Source organism: Klebsiella sp. KPN54798, assembly GCF_021184225.1.
Taxonomy (GTDB): domain Bacteria; phylum Pseudomonadota; class Gammaproteobacteria; order Enterobacterales; family Enterobacteriaceae; genus Klebsiella; species Klebsiella pneumoniae.
Genome location: NZ_CP089234.1, coordinates 2,158,215 through 2,180,567 on the forward strand (window position 1 = coordinate 2,158,215; position 22,353 = coordinate 2,180,567).

Below are 22,353 nucleotides of genomic sequence, written 5' to 3' on the forward strand. Positions count from 1 at the left end.
ATGGGGTCATTAGCGGATTTCGAATTTAACAAAGCGCCATTGTGTGATGGCATGGTCCTCATTTCTGAACAGGTCCGCGACGATTTTCCGTCGCGTTTTGTCGAGGAAGAGCTGCAGCGATTGCTGCGCCTCGCGCAGGAGGAGATTGCGCCGTCGTGGGACCAGGAGCGCCAGATAGAACGATTGCTGGAGCTGTTTTACGACGAGTGGGGCTTTGGCGCCTCGCAGGGCGTGTATCGTCTTTCCGACGCGCTATGGCTGGATAAAGTGCTGGTTAACCGCCAGGGGAGCGCGGTGTCGTTAGGCGCGATCCTGCTGTGGATCGCCCAGCGCCTGGCGCTGCCGGTGGTGCCGGTGATCTTCCCGACCCAGATGCTGCTGCGTGCGGACCCGGAAACCAGCGAAGAGATGTGGCTGATTAATCCGTTTAACGGCGAGACCCTCGACGAGCATACCCTGGAGGTATGGCTGAAGGGCAACATCGGGCCGGTGGCGGAACTGTTTAATGAAGATCTCGACGAAGCGGATAACGCCGAGGTGATCCGCAAGCTGCTGGACACCCTGAAGTCGGCGCTGATGGAAGAGCGGCAGATGGAGCTGGCCCTGCGCGCCAGCGAAGCGCTGCTGCAGTTTAATCCGGAAGATCCGTATGAGATCCGCGACCGCGGGCTGATATACGCCCAGCTGGACTGCGATCACGTGGCGCTGTTGGATCTGAGCTATTTCGTTGAGCAGTGCCCGGAGGATCCGATCAGCGAGATGATCCGCGCGCAGATCAACACGATTTCGCATAAACAAATTACATTGCATTAGTCTGGAACCATTCCGGTTACACCCTGATAAGGCGAACTTATGAAACAAAAAGTGGTTAGCATTGGTGATATCAACGTAGCGAACGACCTGCCGTTCGTGCTGTTCGGCGGGATGAACGTGCTGGAGTCGCGCGACCTGGCGATGCGTATCTGCGAACATTATGTCACCGTTACGCAGAAGCTTGGTATTCCCTACGTCTTCAAAGCCTCCTTTGATAAAGCCAACCGTTCCTCCATCCACTCCTATCGTGGGCCGGGTCTGGAAGAAGGGATGAAGATTTTCCAGGAGCTGAAGCAGACCTTTGGCGTGAAAATCATCACCGACGTTCATGAAGCCAGCCAGGCGCAGCCGGTAGCTGACGTGGTGGACGTGATCCAGCTTCCGGCTTTCCTCGCGCGCCAGACTGACCTGGTGGAAGCGATGGCGAAGACCGGGGCGGTGATCAACGTCAAGAAGCCGCAGTTCGTCAGCCCGGGTCAGATGGGCAACATCGTCGATAAGTTTATCGAAGGGGGTAACGACAAAGTAATCCTCTGCGACCGCGGCGCTAACTTCGGTTACGACAACCTGGTCGTGGATATGCTCGGCTTCGGCGTGATGAAGAAAGCCTCCAACAACTCGCCGGTCATTTTCGACGTCACCCACGCGCTGCAGTGCCGCGACCCGTTTGGCGCAGCCTCCGGCGGTCGTCGTGCGCAGGTGAGCGAGCTGGCCCGCGCCGGTATGGCGGTAGGTATCGCCGGTCTGTTTATTGAAGCGCATCCGGATCCGGACCACGCGAAATGCGACGGCCCGTCCGCGCTGCCGCTGGATAAACTGGAGCCGTTCCTCAAACAGATGAAAGCGATTGACGATCTGGTGAAAAGCTTCGACGAGCTGGATACCAGCAAGTAAGCCTGACTGCATCAGTAAAAAAGCCTGCCGGCGTCAAAACCGGCAGGCTTTTTTTCGCCCAGACTCCGCCGGGTGGGAAAACGGGGTCAGGCGAAAATGGTCATCAGATAGGCGGCGAACAGCGCCATGTGGGCCGCGCCGTTCAGCACATTGGTGCGTCCGGTGGAGAAGGAGATATGGCACAGCACCAGCGAGGCGACCATCACCACCATCTCCGGGGCGCCAAGGCCAAAGCGCAGCTCATTGCCGGTCAGGAAGGCGATGAGGGTGACCACCGGGACCGTCAGCGAGATGGTGGCCAGCACTGAGCCGAAAAACAGATTCATCGCCCGCTGAACCTGATTGTTGAGCACCGCTTTCAGGGCGCCAAGGCCTTCCGGCGACAGGATCAGCAGAGCCACCAGGAAGCCGGTAAATGCCACCGGGGCATTCATGCTGGTCAACAGCGTTTCCAGCGGGTTAGCGTTCATTTTGGTAACCGCGATCACTGCCACCAGGTGCACCAGCAGCCAGGCGGTATGCCACCCGCTGCTGTGGGCGGACGGTTTACCGTGGTGCGGGTCGTCATCGTCGCTGTCGTCTTCATGCTCATAAACAAACAGACTCTGATGGGTTTTGGTCTGAATAAGCAGGAAAACGCCGTACATGGCCGCCGAAATTACCGCCACCAGCAGCGATTGCCCGGTGCTGAAGTTCGCGCCCGGCAGCGCCATCGGAAAGACCAGCACGATAATCGCTAGCGGAAACAGGGCGATAAGATACTGCTTAATGCCGAACAGATTCATATATTGGGTGGCGAATTTACGCCCGCCCAGCAGCAGAGAGAAACCGACCAGACCGCCGGTGACGATCATAATAATGGAGTAGAGGGTATCCCGCATCAAGGTCGGCGCGGCGTCGCCGGTGGCCATTAAGGCAGAGATCAAACTGACCTCAAGGATAACCACCGACAGGCTTAAAATCAGGGAGCCATAGGGTTCGCCCAGGCGGTGGGCGAGGACGTCGGCGTGGCGGACCACGCTGAAGGCGCTGCTCAAAATGCCGACCAGCGCGAGGATATTGATCGCGATAACCACTGGCAGTGACTGGCTGCTGCCCCAGAAAAACAGCACCGCCAGCGCCAGCACCGGAAAGACGAGGGAAGACTCCTTATGGCGGGTTTTTACCGCCTCATGTGCATGGGTCATGAACCATCTCCATTTATGCAGGTGTTATAATTATAAAAACGTAGGGCGGTAAAGTAACAGATCTTGCTAAATTACCGCTGGTTTTTTACTTAAATTTACTGGTATCGAGGGATATCTTGATTAGTTTATTATAATTTATGTTTACTTATATTTAGTTCTTATTATTCAGATAATTACTAAAATAATTTTTCTACTCATTTTGACCTTGATAGCCAGCCGACTGCGTACCAGACTTAAACTTAATGCTCAAAAAGGAGGTCAGTATGCCCTATCGCAGTAAACAAGAACTCCCCGACAGCGTTCAGCATGTACTGCCTGCCCATGCGCAGGAAATTTATAAAGAAGCGTTTAACAGCGCCTGGGATCAATATAAAGATAAAGACGAGCGGCGCGATGACGCCAGCCGCGAAGAGACGGCGCACAAAGTCGCCTGGGCGGCGGTGAAGAACAGCTATGAGAAAGGCGATGATGATAAGTGGCATAAGAAAAAATAATCGCTGACGCCGCATTTTCGCTTGCCAGCGCCCCGCTGATTGCTTATTGAAAGATAAAGCTGGATAATATTTCAGCAATATTGACGGATGCATGAGACGAACGCCGGGAAGCGGGCAGTGGCGGAGGTAGTAAACAGTGTTAACTCGTGATTTCTTAATGAATGCGGATTGTAAGACAGCGTTTGGCGCTATTGAGGAATCGCTACTCTGGTCGGCAGAACAACGTGCAGCCTCGCTGGCGGCGACGCTGGCCTGCCGCCCGGATGATGGCTCAGTATGGATCTTTGGCTACGGTTCGCTTATCTGGAACCCGGCGCTCAATTATCGCGAGTCCTGCACCGGCACGCTGCCGGGCTGGCACCGCGCGTTTTGCCTGCGGTTGACCGCCGGGCGCGGTAGTGCCTGCCAGCCGGGACGCATGCTGGCTCTCAAAGAGGGCGGCCGAACCACCGGCGTCGCCTATCGTCTGCCTGACGACACGCTGGAGGAGGAGCTGACCCTGCTGTGGAAGCGGGAGATGATCACCGGCTGCTATCTGCCCACCTGGTGCAAGCTGGAGCTGGACGACGGACGGACGGTGAATGCCCTGGTGTTTATTATGGATCCGCGCCATCCACTGTTTGAACCGGATACCAGTGCCCAGGTTATCGCCCCGCTGATCGCCCGGGCCAGCGGGCCGCTCGGCACCAACGCCCAGTATCTGTTTTCGCTTGAGCAGGCGCTGCGCAAGCTGGGCATGCACGATGCCAGTCTCGATGACCTGGTGGCCAGCGTCCGCGCGCTGTTGGGCGAGAGTCCGACGCCGGGCCTGGCCTGAGCGCGCGCAAAAGAAAACGCCCGGCATGACCGGGCGTCCGATTGCTGACCAGTAAGGAAAAAGCGTGGTTTTTCCTTACTGGTGGTTATCAGCCGAAAATCAATAAATTGATTTTCCTTGTTATTTTTCTGGTGCAATCTGCAAGTACAATGATTGCATGAGGTTTGTCATGAATCCCACGCCCGGCATGACCGGGCATGTGTTCTGGCAGTGACGGTCAGGCCGGCACGTAGCCGATGGAGTGCTCCAGCGACTGGCTGTGACTGTCGATAAGCACGTTCCAGGTGCCGCTGTAGGGCACCGTCAGATAGGCGCTGTCCCGATCCTGCACGCTCAGAATATCCGCATGACTGTCGCCCGGGACCTTCGCGCTCATCAGATGAATATGGCAGCGCTCTGAGCACCGCACCACCAGCGTGTCACCACCAAATAACGTCAAACTTGCTTTAACCATCGCCATTTTATACCCCGTTTCTGTCCCGCTACAGCATCCTGCCCACCCAGTCCTCGCGTGATATTGTTCACACTTTGCTCTGTGCATCACACCAAACGGCGCGGGTCGGGATGCTGATTTTGATCAAAAAAAGGGATAAAGATTAAACAAAAATGACGTTGTTCCTGAAAGCATTCAGCTAACGTTTTTTTTACCTCTGCAGGCGGCGAAACCTGATATTTCCTGCCGTTCGGCGCCCCAGATTCAGAAGGTCAGCACTTTATCTGCCGCCAGGGTCCACTGGGCCAGCTCAACGAGAGTGCCAACCTCCACGCCGTCCACCAGCGGCAGTGCGCTGACCCCGCGGCCGTCCGCGCAGGTTTTACACAGCTTCACGGGAACCTGCTGGGCGGTGAGGATCTCCAGCATCTGCTGCACATTATACCCTTCTGCCGGCTTCTGCCCCCGCAGCCCGGCGGTGACGGCGTCGGACATCAGAAACAGCTTGAGATCGAGGTCGGACTGCTGCTCGCGCAGGGCAATGGCCAGGCGCAGGCTGTTGAACAGGGATTCGCTGCCGTAGGCGGCGCCGTTGGCGATGATCACAATACGTTGCATACAAACTCCTTCTTAAAGGCACGGTTATTGCTTTAGGCAGTATAAAGCGTTAACCCGGAGGAGGGGTATGAATAATACGACTGGTCATGCGCATGATGCGACGGCCTGGCTGCAGCTGGCGCGTCGCCTGCAAAAACAACAGCTTCAGCAGCTTAGCCAACTGGGGGAACTGGCCAGCCAGCTCAGCGCGCTGGTGCATATGCTGCAGTGTGAGCGCGGGGCGTCGAATATCTATCTTTGCTCGGGCGGCTTGCTGTATACAGCGGAGTGTCGGGCGGGAGGGGCGCTGGTTGACGAGCGGCTAGCCCTGTTTTATGCCAGCCTCGAACGGGCGCGCGCGGTAGCCGGCAGCGCGCTGTGCTGGCGTATCGCCAGAGCGGTTGACGAGCTGGCGCAGCTCCCGGCGCTACGCGCGCAGATCGGCCGCCGGCAAATTGCCGCTGAAGCCGCGACGGAGCAGTTCAGCCGCGTCATCCGCCATCTGCTGAACATCGCCCCGCAGCTCAATGACAGCATTGACGATCCGCCGGTGGCTGGTCGGATGGTCGCCCTGTACAGCTTTATGCAGGGAAAAGAGCTGGTGGGCCAGGAGCGCGCGCTGGGAGCATTGGGCTTTACCCGCGGCGAGTTCAGCGACAGCCTGCGCCAGCAGCTGGTGGACCGTATTGACGGTCAGCAGCCCTGCTTCGACAGCTTTCAGGCGCTGGGCAGCCCGGCGACCGTCCAGTTGTTCAGAACCCAGTGCCACGCCGGTCTGGATATTGAACAGCTGCGGCGGATCGCCTGTACCCGCCAGCCGGCTGCCGACGGCGGGGAAACGGCGCTGCGCTGGTTTGGCCTGCAAACCCAACGGCTTGAGCAACTGCGTGAAGTGGAAGAGCAACTGATCGACGATCTGCTGGATGCCACCGACGCGCTGTTAGCAGACGACGCGCCTGGCTGGCAGGCCGGAGAGGAAGACGATAGCGTGACGCCACGGCTCGATAAACAGCTACTGCCGCTGGTGCGCCAGCAGGCCTATGAGCTGCAGCAGCTCTCCAGCCAGCTGGCCTCGCTGAAAGACGCGCTCGAAGAGCGCAAGCTGATCGAAAAAGCGAAAAGTCTGCTGATGACGCACCAGGGAATGCAGGAGGAGCAGGCCTGGCAGACGCTGCGCAAGATGGCCATGGACAAAAATCAGCGCATGGTTGAGATAGCCCGCGCGCTGCTGATGGTGAAGGCGATTTGGCCGCTAACACCAAAGGAGTAGATGCACAATCGATGAGCATTCTTTGCCTGCCGGCGGTGCACTTTTAGGTGAAAAACCGGCCAGCGTTGGGAAAAATCCCGCCAGCGCGCTATTGCCAAAGCTGGCATCCCGTTTGCATTACTTATTAAGTGAATAAAAGTCCGGGCAACGAACCAATGGCGGTTCGGGTGTCCGTGGATAAAGGCGTCCTGCAGTGCGTATGCACTGTCGGGCGCTTTTTTTTTGCGCATGGTGGAGCGGATATGGGCGACAAATTTTCAATTTCCCGGCGGCGCTTGCTGCAGGCAGGGGCCGCGCTGGGCGGCGCGATGCTGCTGCCGGGCGTGATGCAGGCCGCCTGGGCCGGCGGCTCGGACAAACCGGAGCAAACCCGCGTGCGGGTCGGATTTATTCCGCTGACCGATTGCGCGCCGCTGGCCATCGCCGCGGCGAAGGGGTTTGACCAAAAATATGGCATCACCCTGGTGGCGAGTAAGGAAGCCAGCTGGGCGGCGGTGCGCGACAAGCTGGTGGCCGGCGAGCTCGACGCGGCGCATATTCTCTATGGCCTGCTGTACGGCCTCGAACTGGGGATCGCCAGCAAGCCGCAAGCGATGGCCAATTTGATGACCCTCAACCGCAATGGCCAGGCGATTACCCTCTCCAGCGAGCTGCAGGAGAAAGGGGTGACCGACCTCGGCGGGCTGAAGCGGCTGATCGACCGCAGCGCGCCGGGCAGTTACACCTTCGCCCATACCTTTCCTACCGGCACCCATGCCATGTGGCTTTACTACTGGCTGGCGAGCGCCGGCATCGATCCCTTCAACGATGTGCGCACCGTCGTGGTGCCGCCGCCGCAGATGGTGATGAACATGCGCATCGGCAATATGAGCGGCTTTTGCGTCGGCGAGCCATGGAACGCCCGCGCCATTAACGACCGTATCGGCTTCACCGCGGCCACTTCCCAGGATATCTGGCCCGAGCATCCGGAAAAGGTGCTGGGCACCCGTCGCGACTGGGTGGAACGCAACCCGAACACCGCCCGCGCGCTGGTGGCGGCCCTGATGGAGGCGCAGCGCTGGATCGCCGCCTCGCCGGAGAACACCCGGGAGACGGCCCGCCTGCTCGCCAGACGCGGCTGGCTCAATACCAAGGAGCAATACCTCACCGGCCGGATGCTTGGAGAGTATGACAACGGCCTTGGCCGCCGCTGGCAGGATGCCCATCCGATGCGCTTCTGGGCCGGGGGCGAGGTGAGTTTCCCGTGGCTGTCGGACGGGATGTGGTTCCTCACCCAGTTCCGCCGCTGGGGGTTGCTGAAGCAGGCTCCGGATTACCTCGCGGTGGCGTCGCGCATTAACCGCATCGATGTCTGGCAGGCTGCCGCCCAGGCGGTAGGAGGGATCAGCGCGCCGGCAGCCAGGATGCGCAGCAGCACACTAATGGACGGGACGGTATGGAACGGGTCCGACCCGGAAGGCTACGCCCGCCATTTCTCTATTCAACGTAAGGGGGCATGAGATGAAGCAGGCACAACGTAAGCAACCGGTCGTCAGCGTGGACAACGCGCCTGGCGAAGTGATTATCCTGCCGCCGGTGCAGGTCCGGCGCACCACGCCGGCCGTCACGCGCTGGCTGCGTGAGCTCACCCAGCGCCTGCTGCCCCCGCTGTTGGGGCTGGGTGTGCTGCTGCTGGCCTGGCAGCTGGCGGCGATGCATAGCAAAGGCTTTCCCACGCCGCTGAGCACGCTGGACTCGGCGCTGACCCTGTTTGCCGATCCGTTCTATCAGGACGGGCCCAATGACATGGGCATCGGCTGGAACGTGCTGGCCTCCCTGCAGCGCGTGGCGGTGGGCTTCGGCCTGGCGGCGCTGGCGGGCATTCCGCTGGGGTTTTTGATCGGCCGTTCGCTGTTCTTCGCCCGCATGTTTAATCCGCTAATTGCTCTGCTGCGCCCGGTCAGCCCGCTGGCCTGGCTGCCGATTGGCCTGCTGCTGTTCCAGAAGGCGGAGCCGGCTTCCAGCTGGACCATTTTTATCTGCTCCATCTGGCCGATGGTGATCAACACCGCGGAGGGTGTGCGGCGGATCCCGCAGGACTATCTCAACGTCGCCCGCGTCCTCCAGCTCTCGGAGTGGACGGTGATGCGCAAAATCCTCTTTCCGGCGGTGCTGCCGGCGGTGCTTACCGGCGTGCGCCTCTCCATCGGCATCGCCTGGCTGGTGATCGTGGCGGCGGAAATGCTTACCGGCGGGCTGGGGATCGGCTTCTGGATCTGGAACGAGTGGAACAACCTCAATGTGGAGAACATCATCATCGCCATCGTCATTATCGGCGTCGTCGGCCTGCTGCTGGAGCAGGGCCTGATGCTGCTCGCTCGCCGCTTTAGCTGGCAGGAAAAATAAGGAGCCAACATGAAACCATTAATTCAGGTGCAGGCCGTCAGCCAACGCTTCAACACCGCCAGCGGCGAGTTCCTGGCGCTGCAGAATGTCTCCTTCGATATCGTCGAAGGGGAGACCATTAGCCTGATCGGCCACTCGGGTTGCGGAAAATCGACCCTGCTGAACCTGATCGCCGGGATCACCACCCCTACCGAGGGCGGACTACTGTGTGATAACCGGGAAATCGCCGGTCCCGGGCCGGAGCGGGCGGTGGTTTTCCAGAACCACTCGCTGCTGCCGTGGCTGAGCTGTTTCGACAATGTGGCGCTGGCGGTGGATCAGGTGTTCCGTCGCACCATGAGCAAGAGTGAGCGCCGGGAGTGGATCGAACACAACCTGGCGCGCGTACAGATGGGTCATGCGCTGCACAAACGTCCCGGGGAGATCTCCGGCGGCATGAAGCAGCGGGTGGGTATCGCCCGGGCGCTGGCGATGAAGCCGAAAGTGCTGCTGCTTGATGAGCCCTTCGGCGCCCTGGATGCGCTGACCCGCGCCCACCTCCAGGACACGGTGATGCATATCCAGCAGGAGCTCAATACCACCATCGTCATGATCACCCACGACGTTGATGAAGCGGTGCTGCTCTCGGATCGGGTACTGATGATGACCAACGGTCCGGCGGCGACGGTCGGCGAGATCCTCGCGGTCGATCTGCCGCGTCCGCGCCACCGCGTTCAGCTGGCGGACGACAGCCGGTATCACCATCTGCGCCAGCAGATCCTCCATTTCCTGTATGAAAAACAGCCGAAAGCGGCGTAAGGAGGCGGTCATGACGCGGCGACTGGTGGTGATCGGTAACGGCATGGCGGCCACCCGGCTGGTGCAGCGGCTGGTTGAGCGCTACCCCGCGCGGTTTGCCATTACCGTCGTCGGCGACGAGCCGCACCCGGCCTATAACCGCATTCAGCTCTCGCCGCTGCTGGCAGGTGAAAAAACGGCGGCGCAGATCCCGTTGCTGCCGGCGGAGTGGTACACCCGGCACGGGGTGTGCCTGCGGTCTGGCGAGGCGGTCGATGAAGTCGATATTCAGCAACGGCGGCTGCGCATCGCGGAAACCTGGCTGCCGTGGGATGAGCTGGTGTTCGCCACCGGTTCGCGGCCCTTTATCCCGCCGCTGCCGGGCATTGATCGTCCGCAGGTTATGCCCTTCCGCACCCTGGCGGACGTGGAACGTATTCTGGCGATACCCGGCCCGGCGGTGGTGATTGGCGGTGGCGTGCTGGGGGTGGAAGCGGCGGCGGCGCTGCGTCGTCACGGCGGAGAGGTCACTCTTCTGCATCGCGGCAGCGGATTAATGGCGCCGCTGACCGACGCTTTTGCCGCCGATGAGCTCAGGCAGCAGCTTGAAGCGCGCGGCATTCGCTGCGTGCTGGAGTGCCGCATCGCCGCCATCGACGCCGATGGCGTGCGGCTGGCGGACGGGCGCGTATTCCGCGCCGCCAGAGTGGTGCTGGCTACCGGCGTGCAGCCCGACAGCCGTCTGGCGGCGCAGTCCGGCGTGCTGTGCCAGCGGGGGATCGTGGTCGACCGTCAGATGGCCTCCTCGCTGCCGGGGATCAGCGCCATCGGCGAATGTTGCGAAATTGACGGCCAGACCTGGGGGCTGGTGGCTCCCTGCCTGCGTCAGGCCGAGGTGCTGGCGGATCGCCTGTGCGGCGCCCCCGGCGAGGGCTTTGTCTGGCAGGACGCCGGGACCCGCCTGAAGGTCACCGGCATTGAACTCTTTTGCGCTGGCGAGCAGCAGGCCGGCGAACAGGATGACATTTATACCAGCTGGGACCCCATCGACCGCCACTATCGCCGCCTGCTGCTGCGCGATGGCCGCCTGCGCGGCGTGCTGCTGATGGGCGACTGCACCGCCGCCGCCGCGCTCACCGCGCGCCTGGAAAGCGATGAGCCTGCCACCGTGGACTGGCTTTTTGACCCCTCTTCAACGCAGCCGCAGGCTGCAGGAATAATGACGATGACGAAACCTGTATTAGTGCTGGTGGGACATGGCATGGTCGGCCACCATTTTCTCGAGCAATGCGTGAGCCGCAATCTGCATCAGCAATATCGAATCGTGGTGTTTGGCGAAGAGCGTTACCCCGCCTACGACCGGGTACATCTCTCCGAGTATTTTGCCGGACGCAGCGCCGAGTCGCTGTCGCTGGCGGCCGGGGACTTCTTTATTGAACATGGTATTGAACTCCGCCTCGGCGAGGCGGTGGCGACCATCGACCGCGAAGCACGGCTGGTACGGGACGCCGAGGGGCATGAAATCCACTGGGATAAACTGGTGCTGGCGACCGGCTCGTATCCCTTTGTTCCGCCAATCCCCGGTAACGATCTCGCGGGGTGCTTTGTCTACCGCACTCTTGACGATCTCGACCGTATCGCCGCCCATGCCGCCGCGGCGAAGAGCGGGGTGGTTATCGGCGGCGGGCTGCTCGGGCTGGAGGCGGCCAACGCCCTGAAACAGCTGGGGCTGGAGACGCAGGTGGTGGAGTTTGCCCCGAACCTGATGGCCGTCCAGCTGGATAACGGCGGGGCGGCGATGCTCCGGGAGAAGATTGTCGCCCTCGGCGTGGGGGTGCATACCAGCAAAGCGACCACCGCCATCGTGCGCGAGGCCGACGGCCTGCGGCTGAACTTTGCCGACGGCGGCGCGTTGCGGACCGACATGGTGGTCTTCTCGGCGGGGATCCGCCCGCAGGACGCGCTGGCCCGCGGCTGCGCACTGCAGGTGGGCGAACGCGGGGGAATTCACATCGACGGCCAGTGCCGCACCTCTGACCCGGACGTGCTGGCGATAGGCGAATGCGCCCTGTGGGACAATAAAATTTACGGTCTGGTGGCGCCGGGCTATCAGATGGCGCGCATCGCCGCGGCCACTCTCGCAGGAGAGGACGCCTGCTTTAGCGGCGCCGACATGAGCACCAAACTGAAGCTGCTGGGGGTCGACGTGGCCTCGTTTGGCGATGCGCAGGGGCGCACGCCGGGCTGTCAGAGCTATCAATGGACCGACGGTCCGCAGCAGATTTACAAAAAAATCGTCGTCAGTCAGGACGGCAAAGCCCTGCTTGGCGGCGTGCTGGTGGGGGATGCCAGCGACTATGCCACGCTGCTGCAGATGATGCTGAACGGCATGGCGCTGCCGCCGCGTCCGGAGAGTCTGATCCTGCCCGCGCTGGAGGGAGCCGCGCCGAAGGCGCTCGGCGTCGCGGCGCTGCCGGACAGCGCGCCGATCTGCTCCTGCCATAACGTCAGCAAAGGCGATATCTGCCAGGCGGTGAACAATGGGGCGAGGGATATGTCGGCGATAAAAAGTTGCACCAGAGCGGCTACCGGCTGCGGCGGCTGCAGCGCGCTGGTGAAACAGGTGATGGAGTATCAGCTGGCGGAGCAGGGCGTCGAAGTGAAAAAAGACGTTTGCGAACATTTCCCGTGGTCGCGCCAGGAGATCTACCACCTGGTGCGGGTTAACCATATCCATACCTTCGAGCAGTTGATTAGCCGCTACGGCCAGGGGCACGGCTGCGATGTCTGCAAACCGCTGGTGGCCTCGGTGCTGGCCTCCTGCTGGAACGAGTACCTGCTGAAGCCGGCGCACCTGCCGCTGCAGGATACCAACGACCGCTATTTCGCCAATATCCAGAAGGACGGGAGCTATTCGGTGGTGCCGCGGATGGCGGCAGGGGAAGTGACGCCGGACGGACTGATCGCCATCGGGCAGATCGCCAAACGTTACCAGCTCTACAGCAAAGTGACCGGCGGCCAGCGCATCGACCTGTTTGGCGCGCGGCTGGAACAGCTGCCGGCTATCTGGCGCGAGCTGGCCGACGCCGGGTTTGAAACCGGCCACGCCTACGGCAAGTCGCTGCGCACGGTGAAATCCTGCGTCGGCTCAACCTGGTGTCGCTACGGCGTGCAAGACTCCACCGGGCTCGCGGTACGGCTCGAGCATCGCTATAAAGGGCTACGCGCCCCGCACAAAATCAAGATGGCGGTCTCCGGCTGCACCCGCGAATGCGCTGAAGCCCAGGGGAAAGATATCGGGGTGATTGCCACCGACAAAGGCTGGAATCTGTACGTCTGCGGCAACGGCGGGATGAAACCGCGTCACGCCGACCTGTTTGCCAGCGATCTCGACGAAGCGACGTTGATCCGCAGCATCGATCGTCTGCTGATGTTCTATATCCGTACCGCCGATCGCCTGCAGCGAACCAGCACCTGGATGGATAACCTGGAGGGCGGCGTCGCCTATCTGCGGCAGGTGGTGCTGGAGGATAGTCTTGGCATTGGCGAGGAGCTGGAGCAGGAGATGGCCCGGATCGTCGACAGCTACCAGTGCGAGTGGCAGACCACCCTCAACGATCCGCAGCGTCTGGCGCTGTTCCGCTCCTTCGTTAATAGCGACCAGCCCGACGAGGCTGTGCAGCGCCGCGATCTGCGCGGTCAGCCGCAGCCGCTGCTGACTGAGACGTTGCCCGAAGGCGAACTCCCATCCCGACCGTGGCAGGCGGTATGCGATCTTGACGCCATTCCGGCGCAGGCGGGGATCGGCGCCCGCTTAGGGGAGCGGCAGATTGCCCTGTTCCGCTTCGGCGAGCGGGTCTACGCCCTCGACAACCGCGAGCCGGGCAGCACGGCCAACGTGCTGTCGCGTGGGCTGTTAGGGGACGTCGGCGGCGAGCCGGTGGTGATCTCCCCGCTGTACAAACAGCGGATACGCCTGCGCGACGGCTGGCCGTGCGACGGCGACGAACAGGCGGTACGCGCCTGGCCGGTGAAAGTGGAAAACGGCAAAGTGTGGGTGGGCAACCAGCAGCTGCTGGCCCGCGCGGAGGCCTCCTGATGAAGACCATCCGAACGACCTGCCCCTACTGCGGCGTAGGCTGCGGGGTGCTGGCGAGCGTGGACGACGCGGGGCAGGTGAGCGTGCGCGGCGACGATCAGCACCCGGCGAACCTCGGCCGTCTGTGCGTCAAAGGGGCCGCCTTAGGGGAGACCACGGGCCTGGCGGGGCGGCTGCTGACGCCGGAGGTCGACGGCCAGCAGGTAGCCTGGCCTCAGGCGCTGGCGGAAACCGCTGCGCGCCTGAGACAGATCATCGACCAGCACGGACCGCAAGCGGTGGCCTTTTACGCCTCCGGCCAGCTGTTAACCGAGGATTACTATGCCGCCAATAAGCTGATGAAAGGGTTTATCGGCGCGGCGAACATCGATACCAATTCACGGCTGTGCATGTCGTCAGCGGTCACTGGCTACAAGCGGGCCTTTGGCGCCGACGTGGTGCCCTGCAGCTACGATGATGTGGAAAACAGCGATCTGGTGGTGCTGGTCGGCTCGAACGCCGCCTGGGCGCATCCGGTGCTGTTCCAGCGGCTGGCGCAGGCGAAGCGGGATAATCCCCGATTGCGGATCGTGGCGATCGACCCCCGACGCACCGCTACCTGCGAGATCGCCGACCGCCATCTGGCGCTGGCCCCGGGAAGCGACGGCGGGTTGTTTGCGGGGCTGCTTAACGCCCTGGCTGAGGCAGGAGCCTGCGTCGATGGCTTTCGCGACGGCCCGCAGGCGCTGGCCGCCGCCCGCGGCTGGGACGTGGCGAGGGTGGCGGCCTTTTGCGGTCTGCCTGCCGATGAGGTGGCGGGATTCTATCGCGAGTTCATCGCCGCCCCGCGGGCGATCACCCTCTACACCATGGGAATCAATCAATCCGCCAGCGGCAGCGACAAATGTAACGCCATCATCAACGTCCATCTGGCCAGCGGGAAGTATGGCCGCCGCGGCTGCGGCCCCTTTTCGCTGACCGGTCAACCCAACGCCATGGGCGGCCGCGAAGTCGGCGGGCTGGCGACGATGCTGGCGGCGCACATGGATTTTGTGCCAGACGATCTGCAGCGGCTGGCCCGCTTCTGGGGGACGGAACGGCTGGCGCAGACCCCCGGGCTGACTGCCGTGGAGCTGTTTGCCGCCATTGGCCGCGGCGAGGTCAAAGCGGTCTGGATCATGGGTACCAACCCGGTGGTGTCGCTCCCTGACAGCCACGCGGTGAGCCAGGCGCTGGCCGCCTGTCCGCTGGTGATCGTCTCGGATGTCGCCGCCCAGACCGATACCGGACGTTTCGCCCACATCCGCTTTCCGGCGCTGGCCTGGGGCGAGAAGAATGGTACGGTCACCAACTCGGAGCGGCGGATATCCCGTCAGCGCAGCTTTCTGCCGCCGCCGGGGGAGGCGAAAGCGGACTGGTGGATCATCGCCAGAGTGGGCCAGGCGCTGGGGTATCGCGAGGCGTTTGCCTGGCAGCATCCGCATGACGTCTTCCGCGAGCATGCGGCGCTGTCCGGTTTCGAAAACGACGGCCAGCGGGCGTTTGATATCGGCGCGCTGGCGGATCTCAGCCGTGAGGCGTGGGACGCCATGCCGCCGGTGCGCTGGCCGGTCAGCCGCAGCGAGGCCGCCTGGGATATCACGCGCGGCTGGCATGGCGATGGCAGGCTGCGGATGGTGCCGGTGACGCCTCAACCGACCCGGGCGACAACCGATGCCTTTTATCCGCTGATCCTCAACAGCGGGCGGATCCGCGATCAGTGGCACACCATGACCCGTACCGGCGCGGTGCCGCGGCTGATGCAGCATATCGCGGAGCCAATGGTGGAGGTGGCGCCGCAGGATGCCGTTCGCTATCAGCTTCCCGCTGACGGGCTGGCGCGGATCTGGTCGCGGCATGGGGTGATGGTGGCGAAAGTGGCGATCAGCGAAGGGCAGCGCCCCGGCTCGCTGTTTGTTCCGATGCACTGGAACAACCAGTTTGCCCGTCAGGGGCGGGTGAATAACCTGCTGGCCGCCGTCACGGACCCGTATTCCGGCCAGCCGGAAAGTAAACAGGCGGCGGTGGCGATCGCCGCCTGGCAACCGGCCTGGCACAGCGAGCTTTTTTGCCGCGAACCGCTACCATTTCCTGCGGCCTGGCATTGGCGGCGGCGGGCGACGCCAGGCGTGCTGCACTACTCGCTGGCCGGGGAGGCATCTGCCCGACAGTGGCTCAGCGCGTGGTGCGCCCGGCGCGGCTGGCAGTTACAGGTGGCTGACGGCGGCGCGGTGTGGAACCTGCTGGCCTGGCATCAGGGAAGGCTGATGCTCGGCTGGTGGAGCGATGCGCGCGAGCCGGCGGTGGATTGCGCATGGATAAGCGCTGCCTTTGCCGCGCCGCCGTCCGATGCTGCCCAACGACATGCCTTGCTTAGCGGCCGACCGGGCGCCGCCGTCGCGCCGCGGGGGCGGATCGTCTGCAGCTGCTTTGGGGTGGGGGAATGGTCAATTAACGAGGCCATCGCCAGCGGCTGCGCCAGCGTCGGGGCGCTGGGTGGGAAGCTGAAATGCGGGACCAACTGCGGCTCTTGCGTGCCGGAGCTCAACGCGCTGCTGGCGGCGCAACGAACCCGGGCGTAACGGTGGCGCGCAGCGACGCCTCCGGTTGGGCGGCACCTTACCCAACCGGTTTCAGCTTATTCCTGGAATTGCCCACAGGGCTGCGGGAGCAGGGAAAAAACGATAAACTAACACTTCTATCCATTTTTCTGAGCTTGCGCAAACTCTGTTAATGCCTGTGTCGTTCCGTTTGTTGCCAACGTTGACCTTTCTCCTGCTGTTGCCGGGCGTTCCCGTCTGGGCGCTGACCGCCAGCGACACCACCCGCCCTGCGCAAGCGCAAGATCCGCTGCCCGATATGGGGATTGCTCCCCAGGTTGATGACGACGCCCGGCACTTTGCCGAAGTGGCGAAGAAGTTTGGCGAGGCCAGCATGAGCGACAATGGTCTGACGGCGGGTGAACAGGCGCAGCTGTTTGCCATCAGTAAAATCGGCAATGAAGTGAGTCATCAGCTGGAGAGTTGGCTCTCGCCGTGGGGCAACGCCAATGTCGACCTGCTGGTCGATAAAGAGGGGAAATTCACCGGCAGTAAAGGGAGCTGGTTCGTGCCGTTGCAGGATAACGACCGTTACCTGACCTGGAACCAGTACTCGGTGACCCGGCGCGAGCACGATCTGGTGGGCAACATCGGGCTTGGCCAGCGTTGGCGGGTCGGCGGTTGGCTGCTGGGCTATAACTCGTTTTACGATAAAGTGCTGAGCGAAAGCCTGGCGCGCGGCAGCGTTGGCGCCGAAGCGTGGGGAGAATATCTCCGCCTGTCGGCAAACTATTACCATCCGCTGGGCGACTGGCAGCTACGCGATAATCAGACTCAGGAGCAACGGATGGCCGCAGGGTATGACGTCACCGCCCAGGCGCGGCTGCCGTTCTACCAGCACATCAACACCAGCGTCAGCGTCGAACAGTATTTCGGCGATAGCGTCGATCTGTTTCACTCCGGCACCGGCTACCATAATCCGCTGGCCGTCTCCGTTGGGCTCAATTACACCCCGGTCCCGCTGGTCACGGTGACCGCTAAGCATAAGCAGGGGGAAAATGGCGTCAGCCAGAACAATGTGGGCCTGAAGCTAAACTACCGCTTTGGCGTACCCCTTAAGCAGCAGCTTGCGGCAGACGAGGTGGCGATCAGCAACTCGCTGCGCGGGAGCCGCTTCGATAGTCCGGAGCGGGATAATCTGCCGGTGGTGGAGTATCGTCAGCGCAAAAATCTGACGGTCTATCTGGCCACGCCGCCCTGGGATCTGCAGTCCGGGGAGACGGTGCAGTTGAAGCTGCAGATCCATAGTCTGCATGGCATCAAGGCGCTGCACTGGCAGGGAGACACCCAGGCCCTCAGCCTGACGCCGCCGGTAGATGCCAGCAGCCCCGATGGCTGGAGCATCATTATGCCGGTGTGGAACAGTGAACCGGGCGCCGCGAACCGCTGGCGCCTGTCGGTGGTGGTGGAGGATAAACAGGGGCAGCGCGTCTCCTCCAATGAGATCGCCCTGGCGTTGACCGAGCCGCTGGTCAAGTTTACCACGCCAGGCGTCTCCTGGACGGACTCGCCTTAGAAGATTCGCTCCTGGTGGACCCATACCGCCGCTTCCACGCGGGATTTGAGCTTCATTTTCTTCAGCATGTGCTTCACGTGTACTTTGACGGTGCTTTCGGTGATATCCAGGCGACGGGCGATCATTTTGTTCGGCAGTCCCTGGGCTATCAGCTTGAGAATGTCGCGCTCGCGCGGGGTCAGCTGGCTGATGTCGCGATCGGAGGTGGCGCGGTTGGCGCGCAGGCTGGCGGCCAGCACCGGCGTTAACGCTTCGCTTAATACCATCTCTCCGGCGGCCGCCTGCTGCAGCGCTTTCAGCAGATCTTCCGGTTCCATGTCCTTCAGCAAATAGCCATCGGCGCCGCGCTTCAGGGCGGTGACAACGTCCTCTTCATGGTTGGAGACGCTGAAGACCACTACCCGGCCAGAAAGGGATTTCTCACGCAGCTTATCCAGCGTCTCCAGACCGTTCATGCCCGGCATATTAAGGTCCAGCAGGATCAGGTCAGGATCCAGTGACTCGGCCAGCTCAATACCTTGCGCGCCATTGCTGGCCTCGCCAATCACCTGGATGTCCGGCGCCATGCTGATCAACTGTTTCACGCCGGTGCGCAGCATCGGATGGTCGTCAATGAGAAGGATAGTTGCCCGTTCCTGTTGACTCATGAGGGTCTCCTTATTGGATGGAAAACGTTTTTTCCGGGATAAACGTGACGATCACTTCGGTTCCACCGGTTTCCCGGCGTCGTACCTGACAGTCACCGCGCAAGCTCTGGGCGCGATCCCGCATAATAATTAAACCGTAATGGTTACTCCGTTCGGCGTGGTCCGGTACGCCGCGGCCGTTATCCGCTACCACCAGACGAACCTGATTATCGCGTTGTGACACCGTCACGGTCACTTCGGTCGCGCTGGCATGCTTCAGAGCGTTGCTCAACGCTTCGCGAGCGATCTGCAGCAGGTGGATCGCCTGATGCGAGGGCACAAAGCGCGGCGGGAGCTGGTAATCAAGCTGCACCGTAAAGCCGAAGTGGGCGCTGTACTCCTGACAGCTGGCCTCCAGCGCCGGGCGCAGCCCCGGCTCGGTCAACTGCAGGCGGAAGGTGGTTAACAGCTCCCGCAGCTGGGCCCACGAGGTATTCAGTTCGTTACGGATCTGCCCCAGCAGCTGGCGGCTCTCCGTCGGCAAGGCGTCGCCTTGCATCTGCAGACAGCTAACCTGCATCTTCATACAGGATAGCGACTGGGCGATGGAGTCGTGCAGTTCGCGGGCGATAGTGGCCCGTTCTTCCATGACGATCAGCTGCTGCTGCTTCTCCTGATGGCGGTCCAGCGCCAGGGTGCTGGTCAGCTGTTCCACCAGGGTATCCACCAGCTGCTGCTGATCGTGGCTGAGATGGCGGCCAACCGGCAGCGTCGCCAGCAGGATGCCGTACTGACTATGCGCATCCGACAGCCGCCACTTCAGCGTTGTTCCGCCATCCGGCAGCGGCGGCAGATTGCGTGGACAGAGGTAGCAGCCTTTATCATCACAGTCATCATCCGAGTGGCAGGTAAACTCCTGGTGATTATCTTCGTCTTCCAGGTCGTAAACCCGTACCTCGATATCGCGCAGCAGCGTCAGCCCCTGCAGGCCATTCAGTACCGGCGAAATACGTTCGCAGAGCGGGGCGCTGGAGTGCAGCCGGCGGTTGGCCTGCCATAAGAAAGCGAGGATCTCGTTCTTCTGCTCCAGTCCGGCAGTCTTCTCCTGCACCCGCCGCTCGAGCACGGCGTAGCTTTCCGCCAGCTCTTCCGACATGTTATTCAGCGCCATGCCCAGGGTCGCCATTTCGTTGCGGCCGCTGATGTGCGCCCGCTGGGTGAAATCACGCTGGCTCACCGCGCGCGCCATGCTCAGCAGCTGTTTCCACGGCCGCAGCAGGCGGGCGCGTAGCCAGATGATAGTGAAGATCAGCAGCAGCGCCATACCAATGGCGAGGATGCGATGGATCCAGACCACCCGTTCGATACGCTGCTCGGTGGTGTGGTCGAATGCGGTGACCAACTGGTCGATACGATCGACAAAGTCGGCGACATCCTGGGCCACTTCCGCCTGATTGACTGCGCGCTGCATCCCGGGGGCCAGCGCCAGCTGCCAGTACTGCTGCAGGGCTTTAAGCTGGATTTCCTGGCCGTCGCGGCGGGCGGAATTTTGCAGCTCCGGGCTGAAGACGGTGGCGGTCATGTCCGCCACCAGTTTTTGATCGTTTTCATTCAGCGGGATCGCCGCCAGCAGCCGGTAGCTTTGCATACGCAATGAACCGGCCTTGTTAATGGCGTGCGCGCTGCCCTGCACGCCGTTCACCAGGCGCGCGGAGATCGCCATGCCGGCGACGCCAATAATCGTGGCGAGCAGCACGATTAACGCCAGTTGATTGACCAGCGTCAGCGGGGTAAAAAGACGTTTTAACATGGAATGCGTGGCTCCTGACCGGTCATGTCTCCGGGAGTGGCGCTTATTCTCGACTATCCCCTGGAGTATACCCATACCCCTAAAGAGTTACTCCTTAATTGTCGGTGGTAGGCCATGTTAGGGGGGGATTATACGCAACCCGGCAGCAGCGTGAAAAACCACACTTTTTTCCCCGCCATTCTCTACTCACTTGGAGGCATGGTTTATTTTTGCACAAATTAGCTCGCGCTTTTCCTTTGATTTATATCAACTTACCGCCCCGGGTAACCCCTAAGGTAGCGGCAGGAAATATGAATAATCAGAGGTATCTATGAGTCAATCTTCCCTCCCGGAGAAGGCTAACCGCTCGGTCATAACCGACTGGCGGCCTGAAGATCCTGAATTCTGGCAACAGCGCGGCCATCGTGTGGCAAGCCGCAATTTATGGATCTCCGTTCCCTGTCTGTTACTGGCGTTCTGCGTTTGGATGTTGTTCAGCGCGGTTGCCGTTAACCTCAACAAAGTAGGCTTTCAGTTTACAACCGATCAGCTGTTTATGCTGACCGCGCTGCCGGCGCTGTCAGGCGCCTTATTACGCGTGCCTTACGCCTTTATGGTGCCGCTGTTCGGCGGCCGTCGCTGGACGGCGTTCAGCACCGGGATCATGATTGTGCCGTGCGTCTGGCTGGGCTTCGCGGTCCAGGATACCTCTACGCCGTTTAGCATCTTCGTGATTATCTCTCTGCTGTGCGGCTTCGCCGGAGCCAACTTTGCCTCCAGTATGGCCAACATCAGCTTCTTCTTCCCGAAAGCGAAGCAGGGCGGGGCGCTCGGCGTTAACGGCGGCCTCGGCAATATGGGCGTCAGCGTGATGCAGCTGGTCGCGCCGCTGGTGGTCTCGATCTCTATCTTTGCCGTTTTTGGCGGTAACGGTAGCGAGCAACCGGACGGCTCGATGCTGTATCTGGAAAACGCCGCGTGGATCTGGGTGCCTTTCCTGATTATTTTCACTCTGGCGGCGTGGTTCTTTATGAACGACCTGTCGGCTTCGAAAGCGTCGCTGAGCGAGCAGTTGCCGGTACTTAAGCGCCTGCATCTGTGGATTATGGCGCTGCTCTATCTCGCGACCTTCGGCTCCTTTATCGGCTTTTCCGCCGGGTTCGCGATGCTGTCAAAAACTCAGTTCCCGGATGTGCAGATCCTGCATTACGCCTTCTTCGGCCCGTTCATTGGCGCGCTGGCGCGTTCGATGGGCGGGGCGATCTCCGACCGCCTCGGTGGGACCCGCGTAACGCTGGTCAACTTTGTGGTGATGGCTGTCTTCTGCGCGCTGCTGTTCCTGACCCTGCCGACCAACGGCCAGGGCGGTAACTTTATCGCCTTCTTCGCGGTGTTTATGGTGCTGTTCCTGACCGCCGGGCTGGGGAGCGCCTCCACCTTCCAGATGATCTCCGTGATCTTCCGTAAGCTGACTATGGACCGCGTGAAGGCCCAGGGCGGCAGCGAAGCGCAGGCGATGCGCGAGGCGGCGACCGATACCGCGGCGGCGCTGGGCTTTATCTCCGCCATTGGCGCTATCGGCGGCTTCTTTATTCCGAAAGCGTTCGGTATCTCGCTGGATCTGACCGGCTCGCCGGCCGGGGCGATGAAAGTGTTCCTCGTGTTCTATATTGCCTGCGTGGTGATCACCTGGGCGGTATACGGTCGTAAGCGTCAGTAATCGGCCGCGGTAACGTTGGCGTATAAAAAGGCGCGCTCCCCACGGAGGCGCCTTTTTTAACCGCTCAATTAGTTACAACATACTATGGGAGAATATTGTCCGCATCGACCGCTGAGCCAGAGCAGGTGGGCTTGCCAGTGAAATGGCTCTACCCCTTAATACCTCCGTTGTTAACAAATCCCGGTGAGGCGCCGCTTTTTGAGGTGAAAATCATTAAAAAACAACAAGTTAAAAAATAACATCTTATACCACCTTGGTGGTAATCGAGGTTTTGCTGCGCAGTAACAAGCCAGTTCGGATTGATCGCTATCAATTCTC

The 22,353-nt window shown here is 61.4% G+C and carries 18 protein-coding genes; 13 read left to right on the forward strand and 5 right to left on the reverse strand.

The genetic code is table 11. The features are described from left to right. Both sirB1 and kdsA read left to right on the forward strand, forming a co-directional pair. Nucleotides 1-813: an invasion regulator SirB1 gene (gene sirB1 / locus LPQ25_RS10310; RefSeq protein WP_002910395.1), complete on the forward strand. Its 813-nt coding sequence runs from the start codon at nucleotides 1-3 to the stop codon at nucleotides 811-813. Between the two features lie 39 nt (nucleotides 814-852). Further along, entirely contained in the window at nucleotides 853-1,707 is an 855-nt protein-coding gene (gene kdsA / locus LPQ25_RS10315; protein WP_002910393.1) for a 3-deoxy-8-phosphooctulonate synthase, read from the forward strand. Between the two features lie 86 nt (nucleotides 1,708-1,793). Here kdsA and chaA read toward each other — a convergent pair whose 3' ends face one another. Then, nucleotides 1,794-2,894 carry a sodium-potassium/proton antiporter ChaA gene (gene chaA, locus LPQ25_RS10320; RefSeq protein ID WP_002910392.1) on the reverse strand — a complete coding sequence of 367 codons (1,101 nt, stop codon included), beginning with the start codon at nucleotides 2,892-2,894 and terminating at the stop codon, nucleotides 1,794-1,796. Nucleotides 2,895-3,157: 263 nt separating this feature from the next. Between chaA and chaB the strand changes: the two genes are divergently transcribed. Together chaB and LPQ25_RS10330 are read left to right on the forward strand one after the other, a co-directional pair. Continuing rightward, on the forward strand, nucleotides 3,158-3,388 hold the full coding sequence (gene chaB, locus LPQ25_RS10325; RefSeq protein ID WP_002910389.1) for a putative cation transport regulator ChaB: 231 nt from the start codon (nucleotides 3,158-3,160) through the stop codon (nucleotides 3,386-3,388). A gap of 136 nt (nucleotides 3,389-3,524) precedes the next feature. Beyond that, on the forward strand, nucleotides 3,525-4,205 hold the full coding sequence (locus LPQ25_RS10330; RefSeq protein ID WP_004152258.1) for a gamma-glutamylcyclotransferase: 681 nt from the start codon (nucleotides 3,525-3,527) through the stop codon (nucleotides 4,203-4,205). A gap of 217 nt (nucleotides 4,206-4,422) precedes the next feature. On the opposite strand, the gene LPQ25_RS10335 is transcribed toward LPQ25_RS10330, so the two are convergent. Continuing rightward, nucleotides 4,423-4,665: a DUF1883 domain-containing protein gene (locus LPQ25_RS10335; RefSeq protein WP_014907377.1), complete on the reverse strand. Its 243-nt coding sequence runs from the start codon at nucleotides 4,663-4,665 to the stop codon at nucleotides 4,423-4,425. Nucleotides 4,666-4,902: 237 nt separating this feature from the next. Continuing rightward, on the reverse strand, nucleotides 4,903-5,256 hold the full coding sequence (locus LPQ25_RS10340) for a DsrE/DsrF/TusD sulfur relay family protein (RefSeq protein WP_002910380.1): 354 nt from the start codon (nucleotides 5,254-5,256) through the stop codon (nucleotides 4,903-4,905). Nucleotides 5,257-5,323: 67 nt separating this feature from the next. Between LPQ25_RS10340 and nasR the strand changes: the two genes are divergently transcribed. The 7 genes from nasR to LPQ25_RS10375 all read left to right on the forward strand — a co-directional run bounded on the left by nasR (nucleotide 5,324) and on the right by LPQ25_RS10375 (nucleotide 17,900). Next, complete coding sequence (gene nasR / locus LPQ25_RS10345; protein WP_004214922.1) at nucleotides 5,324-6,505, forward strand: nitrate regulatory protein NasR; 1,182 nt, start codon at nucleotides 5,324-5,326, stop codon at nucleotides 6,503-6,505. A gap of 242 nt (nucleotides 6,506-6,747) precedes the next feature. Beyond that, nucleotides 6,748-8,004 carry a CmpA/NrtA family ABC transporter substrate-binding protein gene (locus LPQ25_RS10350; protein WP_004175561.1) on the forward strand — a complete coding sequence of 419 codons (1,257 nt, stop codon included), beginning with the start codon at nucleotides 6,748-6,750 and terminating at the stop codon, nucleotides 8,002-8,004. Nucleotide 8,005: 1 nt separating this feature from the next. Next, a complete protein-coding gene (gene ntrB, locus LPQ25_RS10355; protein WP_004148772.1) occupies nucleotides 8,006-8,890 on the forward strand; it encodes a nitrate ABC transporter permease in 885 nt (294 codons plus the stop codon). A 9-nt stretch (nucleotides 8,891-8,899) separates the two neighbouring features. Beyond that, nucleotides 8,900-9,688, forward strand: a complete 789-nt coding sequence (locus LPQ25_RS10360) for an ABC transporter ATP-binding protein (RefSeq protein ID WP_004145418.1) — start codon at nucleotides 8,900-8,902, stop codon at nucleotides 9,686-9,688. A 10-nt stretch (nucleotides 9,689-9,698) separates the two neighbouring features. Beyond that, nucleotides 9,699-13,766, forward strand: coding sequence for a nitrite reductase large subunit NirB (gene nirB / locus LPQ25_RS10365; RefSeq protein WP_077250511.1), 4,068 nt, complete (start codon nucleotides 9,699-9,701; stop codon nucleotides 13,764-13,766). Continuing rightward, the gene (locus tag LPQ25_RS10370; RefSeq protein ID WP_014907380.1) at nucleotides 13,766-16,366 is read left to right on the forward strand and encodes a nitrate reductase; all 2,601 of its coding nucleotides are present in this window, start codon (nucleotides 13,766-13,768) and stop codon (nucleotides 16,364-16,366) included. Before nirB ends, LPQ25_RS10370 begins: the two co-directional genes overlap by 1 nt. A 151-nt stretch (nucleotides 16,367-16,517) precedes the next feature. After that, nucleotides 16,518-17,900 (forward strand): YchO/YchP family invasin, encoded by a 1,383-nt coding sequence (locus LPQ25_RS10375; RefSeq protein ID WP_234599514.1) that lies wholly within the window; start codon nucleotides 16,518-16,520, stop codon nucleotides 17,898-17,900. Here LPQ25_RS10375 and narL read toward each other — a convergent pair. Both narL and narX read right to left on the reverse strand, forming a co-directional pair. Continuing rightward, nucleotides 17,897-18,547 carry a two-component system response regulator NarL gene (narL, locus tag LPQ25_RS10380; RefSeq protein ID WP_002910198.1) on the reverse strand — a complete coding sequence of 217 codons (651 nt, stop codon included), beginning with the start codon at nucleotides 18,545-18,547 and terminating at the stop codon, nucleotides 17,897-17,899. The genes LPQ25_RS10375 and narL overlap by 4 nt on opposite strands. Before the next feature lie 10 nt (nucleotides 18,548-18,557). Continuing rightward, nucleotides 18,558-20,336: a nitrate/nitrite two-component system sensor histidine kinase NarX gene (gene narX / locus LPQ25_RS10385; RefSeq protein WP_004175566.1), complete on the reverse strand. Its 1,779-nt coding sequence runs from the start codon at nucleotides 20,334-20,336 to the stop codon at nucleotides 18,558-18,560. A 310-nt stretch (nucleotides 20,337-20,646) separates the two neighbouring features. Between narX and LPQ25_RS10390 the strand changes: the two genes are divergently transcribed. Both LPQ25_RS10390 and LPQ25_RS10395 read left to right on the forward strand, forming a co-directional pair. Further along, nucleotides 20,647-22,035 (forward strand): NarK family nitrate/nitrite MFS transporter, encoded by a 1,389-nt coding sequence (locus LPQ25_RS10390; RefSeq protein WP_004175568.1) that lies wholly within the window; start codon nucleotides 20,647-20,649, stop codon nucleotides 22,033-22,035. 125 nt (nucleotides 22,036-22,160) lie between these two features. Next, entirely contained in the window at nucleotides 22,161-22,274 is a 114-nt protein-coding gene (locus LPQ25_RS10395; RefSeq protein WP_014907381.1) for a hypothetical protein, read from the forward strand. The last annotated feature ends 79 nt before the right edge of the window (nucleotides 22,275-22,353 follow it).